General features: G+C 62.1%; 4 protein-coding genes and 1 pseudogene. 1 reads left to right on the top strand and 4 read right to left on the bottom strand.

What is annotated here, in order from left to right:
* The 4 genes from EPO09_RS07160 to EPO09_RS07145 form a co-directional block, all read right to left on the bottom strand.
* Nucleotides 1-1,293, bottom strand: a 1,293-nt coding sequence (locus tag EPO09_RS07160) for a M3 family metallopeptidase (protein ID WP_290641613.1), incomplete at its 3' end; no start/stop codon positions are given.
* Between the two features lie 30 nt (nt 1,294-1,323).
* Entirely contained in the window at nt 1,324-2,187 is an 864-nt protein-coding gene (folD, locus tag EPO09_RS07155; RefSeq protein WP_290641611.1) for a bifunctional methylenetetrahydrofolate dehydrogenase/methenyltetrahydrofolate cyclohydrolase FolD, read from the bottom strand.
* Between the two features lie 119 nt (nt 2,188-2,306).
* Nucleotides 2,307-2,948 (bottom strand): response regulator transcription factor, encoded by a 642-nt coding sequence (locus EPO09_RS07150; protein ID WP_290641609.1) that lies wholly within the window; start codon nt 2,946-2,948, stop codon nt 2,307-2,309.
* Nucleotides 2,945-5,533, bottom strand: coding sequence for a PAS domain S-box protein (locus EPO09_RS07145; protein ID WP_290641607.1), 2,589 nt, complete (start codon nt 5,531-5,533; stop codon nt 2,945-2,947). Before EPO09_RS07145 ends, EPO09_RS07150 begins: the two co-directional genes overlap by 4 nt.
* A gap of 200 nt (nt 5,534-5,733) precedes the next feature.
* On the opposite strand from EPO09_RS07145, the pseudogene aceE reads away from it, so the two are divergent.
* Nucleotides 5,734-6,599 (top strand): annotated as a pseudogene (gene aceE / locus EPO09_RS07140) (pyruvate dehydrogenase (acetyl-transferring), homodimeric type); the annotation flags it as partial.

The raw sequence follows: 6,599 nt of genomic DNA, 5'->3' as shown, positions 1-6,599 counted from the left end.
CTTCCAGCGGCCGCGCACATCGTCCATCCAGGCGCCGGGGCGCTTGCCGGTGCGGGCGTAGGGGTCGAGGTAGAACTGGCCGATCAGTTGATTGGCGCGCTCGATGCGGAAGAAGCGCACCGACTCATGCCAGACGGGGGCCGTGTCAGGCAGGATCTTCACGTCGAACAAGGATTCGATCAGGCCAAACAGGCCCTTGAGCACGGTCGGCTCGGTGAAGTACTGTTTGACTTCCTGATCGCTGAAGGCGTAGCGGGCTTCCTTGAGCTTTTCGCTAACGAAAGCCACGTCCCAGGCTTGCAGGTCATCGATGCCGCATTCGGTCCTGGCGAACTCGCGCAGCTCGGCCATGTCCTTTTCTGCGAAGGGGCGGGCGCGCTTGGCCAGATCACGCAGGAAGTCCATGACCTGCGTTGGGTTGCGGGCCATCTTGGGCACCAGCGACACATCCGCGAAGGTCTTGTAGCCCAGCAGCACGGCCTCTTCCTGGCGCAGGGCCACGATGTCTCTCATGAGCGCGGTGTTGTCGCGCTCGGTCGGGCCGAATTCAGAGGCACGCGTGCTGTAGGCGCGGTACATGGTTTCACGCAGATGGCGATTGGTCGCGTACTGCATGACGGGCAGGTAGATGGGCATGTGCAAGGTCAGCTTGTGGCCTTCCTTGGCTTCGCCTTCTGCCATGGCCTTGGTGGCCTGGATGATGTCTTCCGGTACGCCGGCCAGTTCGTCTTCGCGCACATAGTGAGCGTAGGCATCGGTCGAGTCCATCACGTGTTCGGAGAAGGACTGCGACTTGGCCGCTTGCTCTTCCTGGATCTCGGCAAAGCGCTTCTTGGCATCGCCCTGCAATTCGGCACCACCCAGCACAAAGCCGCGCAGGGCGTTGTCCAGCGCGCGCTGGCGAGCGGAGCTCAGGCGGCGATCCGGTTCTGCTGTTTTTTGCGCTTCGTTCAGGGCCTTGTACTTGGCGTACAGGCGCTCGTCGGCGCCCAGGCGGGTGTAGAACTCGGTGATGCGCGGCAGGTTCTCATTGAAGGCGGCGCGCAACTCGGGCGTGTCAGCCACGGCGTTGAGATGGCCCACTGCGCCCCAGGCGCGGCCCAGGCGCTCGGTGCTCACGTCCAGCAGCAGGGACAGGGCATCGTAGTCAGGCGGCACATCAGGGCCCACCACTTTGGCCAGCGAGGCCTCGGCCTCGGCCAGCAAGGTATCCAGCGCAGGCGTGACGTGCTCGGGCTTGATCTGGTCAAACAGGGGCAGGCCGGTGATGTCAAGCAGGGGATTGGTGCTCATGGTGTCCTGATGTGCAAGTGGATCCGAAGCTCAGGCGCGGGCGGCGGCCTCGCGTTCTGCGGCTTCGATGGTATTGACCAGCAACATGGTAATCGTCATCGGGCCGACACCGCCTGGTACAGGGGTAATCCAGCCGGCAACTTCCTTGAGACCGGCGAAATCGACGTCGCCACACAACTTGCCTTCGTCGTCACGGTTCATGCCCACGTCGATCACGACGGCACCCGGCTTGATCATGTCGGCAGTCAGCACATTGCGCTTGCCCACGGCGGCGACCACGATGTCAGCCTGGCGGGTCATGGCGCCCAGATCGGCGGTGCCGCTGTGCGTGATCGTGACGGTGGCGTTGGCGGCCAGCAGCATCATGGCCATGGGCTTGCCGACGATGTTGGAGCGGCCGATCACCACGGCGTGCTTGCCGCGCAGATCCTTCATGCCGATGGATTCGAGCATCTTCATGCAGCCGTAGGGCGTGCAGGCCTTGAAGCCTTGCTCACCCACCATCAGGGCGCCGGCGCTGGCCACGTGGAAGCCGTCCACGTCCTTGGCGGGCGAGATGGCTTCGATGACTTTGTGGTCGTCGATGTGCTTGGGCAGTGGCAGTTGCACCAGGATACCGTGGATGGATGGATCGTTGTTCAGCGCCTTGACGCGGGCCAGCAGTTCGGCCTCGGTCATGGTGGCGTCGTACTTTTCCAGCACGGAGTTCAGGCCACTGTCTTCACAGGCCTTGACCTTGTTGCGCACGTAGACCTGGCTGGCAGGGTTGTCGCCCACCAGGATCACGGCCAGACCGGGCTTGAGGCCTTGGGCGGTCAGCTTGGCTGCGCGGGTGGCGACTTCGCCACGCAGTTGTTTGGACAGGGCGTTGCCGTCGATGAGTTGGGCTGGCATGGGCTGCTCCGGGGGAAAGCGGTTGAATTCAGGAGTTCAAATGCACAAGGCCGCCACTGGGGTTGAGGCGGCCTTGGGAGGTCCGGTATCAAAGGGGCTGCGAACAGCCCTCGGACAGATTACTTGGTGGGCGCGCCGCCGGCCGGGGCGTTGGCACCCAGCGCGATCTTGAGCAGATCTGCCACGGTGTTGGCGTTGAGCTTTTCCATCACGTTGGCGCGGTGGGCTTCCACCGTCTTGATACTGATGCCCAGGTCGTCGGCGATCTGCTTGTTCAGTCGGCCGGCCACGATACGCTCCAGCACCTGGGCTTCACGCGTGGTCAGGCGAGACAGCAGCGCTTCGCGGCTGGCGGCTTCTTGCGATTGCGAGAAGGCTGAGCGGGCTTGTTCCAGCATGCGCTCGACCAGGGCAACCAGGGCATCTTCCTTGAAGGGCTTCTCGATGAAGTCCATCGCGCCCTTCTTCATGGTGTTCACAGCCATGGGCACGTCGCCGTGGCCAGTGATGAACACGATGGGCAGCGGGGACTTGCGCTCCAGGAGCTTGTCCTGCAGTTCCAGTCCGCTCATGCCATCCATGCGGATGTCGGCGATCAGGCAGGCTACTTCACGGGGGTCGAAACGGGCGAGGAAGGACTCGGCAGAGTCAAAGCAACGGACGCGATAGTCCTTGCCTTCCAGCAGCCATTGCAACGAGTCGCGCACGGCCTCGTCGTCATCAACCACATACACAGTGCCTTTTTTGGGGATCAAGCTCATGGGTTATCGGCAAGTAAGTCGTTGGAAGGGGTGGTGACCGTATCTGCAAAATCCGTGTCACTGCCACTGTCAATCGGCAGGGTGAACGTGAACCGACACCCTACCACCGTGTCCTCATTGTAGATGTTCTCGGCCTTGATCCGGCCATGATGTGACTCAATGATGGATCTGCACAGACTTAGGCCTATCCCTAAGCCTTCGGCCTTGGTGGAGTGGAAAGCCTCGAAAAGTCGGGCCAGGATCTCTTCCTTCATGCCCGGGCCGCCGTCGCTGACGGAGAACTCGACCACCGGGCCTTGCTCTTCCGTCTTCTTCTGTTGAACGCGCAAATCGATGATGCGGCGCGACTGTGGCATCTGTGACGAATCGATGGCCTCTGCCGCATTTTTGAGCAGGTTGAGCAGCACCTGTTCAATCAGGATGGGGTCGGCCATCAGGATGGGCAGGCGGTTGGCGATGGTGGCATTGAGCGTCACACGGCGGCGTTTCATCTCGAAAACGGCCAACTCCAGCACGGCATCGGTGATGTCGCGCACCTTGGAGGGCTGGCGTTGCGGCTCGCTGCGCTTCACGAACTGGCGGATGCGGTGGATGATCTGGCCGGCCCGCTGCGCCTGGCGAGAGGTCTTTTCGAGTGCCCCAACCAGTTGCTCGTTGTCGAAGTTGCCCGATTGAACGCGGCTGATCATGCCGCTGCAGTAGTTGGAGATGGCGGCCAGTGGCTGGTTCAGTTCGTGCGCCACCGTCGAGGCCATTTCACCCATGGTGATCAGGCGGCTGGTGAACTGCGACTTCTCGGCTTGGCGCGCCGCAGCCTCTTCGGCATGCTTGCGTGCGCTGATGTCGGTGGCGATCAGCATCTGGGCGAGGTGGCCGTCGGTCCACTGCACGTAGCGGGCGCGTACGTCGAACCACTTCTGGACGCTCTCCATGAGGACTTCGCGGGTGTCGCTGCCGGCGTTGGTCAGCGCCTGCGTGGGCAGGCCGCCGAAGTGATCCACGGATTCATCGCCGTCGATGATCTCGTCGGGCATGATTTCGCCGCCGGTCAGCTGGGTGTGGGCGTCGGGATTGGCGCCGAACCACAGACGGTAGGAGCGGTTGGCAAACAGCAACTCGCCGCGCTGAACCGAGACCACGGACACAGCCGCATCCAGGCCTTCGAGCACGGTGGTGAAGCGTTCGTGGGCGGCCGTGAGCTGGTCGCGTACCCGCTTGGCTTCCGTGATGTTGGTGACCGAGGTCATCCAGCCGGTCTGGTCACCCTGGGCATCAATCAGCGGAGACACGTACATGCGGGCGTCGAACTGGCTGGCGTCGCGCCGTTGCATCACCACTTCAATGCCGCCCATGGGGCTGCGGCCCAGCAGTTCTTGCTGGAACATGCGGTTGAACTCGTCCAGGCGGTCTTTGGGCCAGTAGGGGTAGGGCGGCACGCAGCCGATCAACTCTTCTTCCGAGAAGCCGGTCATGGCGCAAAAGGCCGGGTTCACGTAGGTGATGCGGCCTTCCAGGTCGATGGTGCGCATGCCGGTCAGCATGGAGTTTTCCATCGCCCGGCGGAAGTTGGTTTCCTGCACCAGGGTTTTCTGGATCTGCGAGCGGCGCCGCATGTGGCGCAAGGTACCCATCAGCGTCCAGACGGTCAGGGCCGAGAGCGCCACCACCATCCAGAACAGCGTGTTGCCGATCAGGTTGGAGGACGTCCGAAAGCCCATGCCGCGCAGCATGAGCCCGTTGCCTACCGGCGTGACGATCACGTCGTAGATGAAGGTGGGTTTGACCGAGGTGCCGCTGTCGCCACCCACCGTACTGGTGAGCATGTCGCCGTCAGCCTGGATCAGGCCCATGGCGTGCCGGCTGGCCACCTCGCGCGGCACCAGGTAACGCAATAGTGATTCCAGCGAGTACTCGGTCACAACCGTGCCGATGAAACCGCTGCGGTCCATCAGGGGAACATGCACCTGAATGACCCGCCCGCTCATTTGATTGGCGTAGGGCTTGGAGTAGATGGGTTGCCCGCGATCTCGCGCCAGCTTGAACGCACTTTGCGGCTCTTTGGCCACGTGTAGCGGGTCGTAAGTTTCGGTGCGGCCGCCCAACGGGTCCAGATCCATAGCCTGGGAGGGGTCCAAGGGCAGGCTCAAAGTGGTGCGCGCGGCTTTGACGCTTTCGTCTGCCTGCACCCATGACACGCTGATCACTTCAGGGCGGGCGCGGACGAAATCGCCGGCCTGCCGCATGAATTGTTCAGGCGTGACCGCCTTGATGCTGATTTCGCGGCCCAGACGCAGTAACTGCTCCTGGTTTTCAATCAAGCGCAGGCGAATCTGTTGCTGAACCACCTCAGTGTCGCGTTTCACCGACTCCTGTTCGCGTTCCAGTTCTTCGTTACGCAAATACCAGAACGCGGCAATGATCGCCGCCAGAAACAGCAGCACGGAAACCAGCGGACCCAGGGTCGCGTACCGGTCCTGCTGGGAGGGAGACTGCTTGCGCCACCAGCGCCAGAACAAGCGGTTCGTCTGCCCGGGCGCTGCCGAGGGCAAGGTCGCCGGGGAGTTGGTGGATGAGGAAAATGCCATGGCGGAATTATCGGTGTGGACTTCCACAATTTGAGCGCCCTTGTTCAGGCGTATATTTTCTACACCATGCAATAAGTGGCGAATACGGTTGTCGCTGAAACGCTTTGGAGTGACCGGGTTTGCAACGTTTATCCACGTTCGCGAATCGCTGGCTTATGTCCATACTGTGAAATAAGCCTCATCAACAGGAGACAGAACCCATGTCTGCAATTGATCCAATTGTGTCCACATCCATGGACATGGATCCTCAGGAAACCCGTGAATGGCTGGACGCCCTCAGTGGCGTCATCGAAACCGAGGGGCGTGCCCGTGCGCATGACCTGCTCGAGAACTTGCTGGATCACGCCCGTCAGGCTGGCATCGACATGCCTTTTTCGGCCACGACGGCTTACGTGAACACCATTGCGCCCGAAGACGAGGCCCATTGCCCAGGCAATCTGGAGATGGAAGAGCGCCTGCGCGCCTACATGCGCTGGAACGCCATGGCCATGGTGGTGCGCGCCAACCGCCACAACCCGGCTGACGGCGGCGACCTGGGCGGCCATATCTCCTCGTTTGCCTCTCTGGCGAGCATGCTGGGTTGCGGCTTCAACCACTTCTGGCATGCGGATACGCCCGATCACGGCGGCGACCTGCTCTATATACAAGGCCACTCGGCGCCAGGCATCTATGCCCGAGCCTTCCTGGAAGGGCGCATCTCCGAAGAGCAACTGGTCAACTTCCGCCAGGAAACCGGCGGCAAGGGCCTGCCCAGCTACCCGCATCCCAAGCTGATGCCCGAGTTCTGGCAGTTCCCCACGGTGTCGATGGGCCTGGGCCCGATCACGGCCATCTACCAGGCGCGCTTCCTGAAATACCTGCATGCACGCGGTATTGCGGATACGTCCAAACGCAAGGTCTGGGTGTTCTGCGGTGACGGCGAGATGGACGAACCCGAATCGCTGGGCGCCATCGGCCTGGCCGCGCGCGAAAAGCTCGACAACCTGATCTTCGTGGTCAATTGCAACCTGCAGCGCCTGGACGGCCCGGTGCGTGGCAACGGCAAGATCGTGCAGGAGCTCGAAGG

This window comes from Aquabacterium sp. (assembly GCF_004297345.1).
Taxonomy (GTDB): Bacteria; Pseudomonadota; Gammaproteobacteria; order Burkholderiales; family Burkholderiaceae_C; genus Aquabacterium.
Note: the sequence above shows the minus strand (reverse complement) of the source record. Positions and strands in the feature narration are given on the sequence as shown.

Bases quoted from the DNA above. Each gene is read 5' to 3' on its own strand.
- folD (WP_290641611.1), bottom strand. From the start codon at position 2,187: ATGCCAGCCCAACTCATCGACGGCAACGCCCTGTCCAAACAACTGCGT.
- EPO09_RS07150 (WP_290641609.1), bottom strand. From the start codon at position 2,948: ATGAGCTTGATCCCCAAAAAAGGCACTGTGTATGTGGTTGATGACGAC.
- EPO09_RS07145 (WP_290641607.1), bottom strand. From the start codon at position 5,533: ATGGCATTTTCCTCATCCACCAACTCCCCGGCGACCTTGCCCTCGGCA.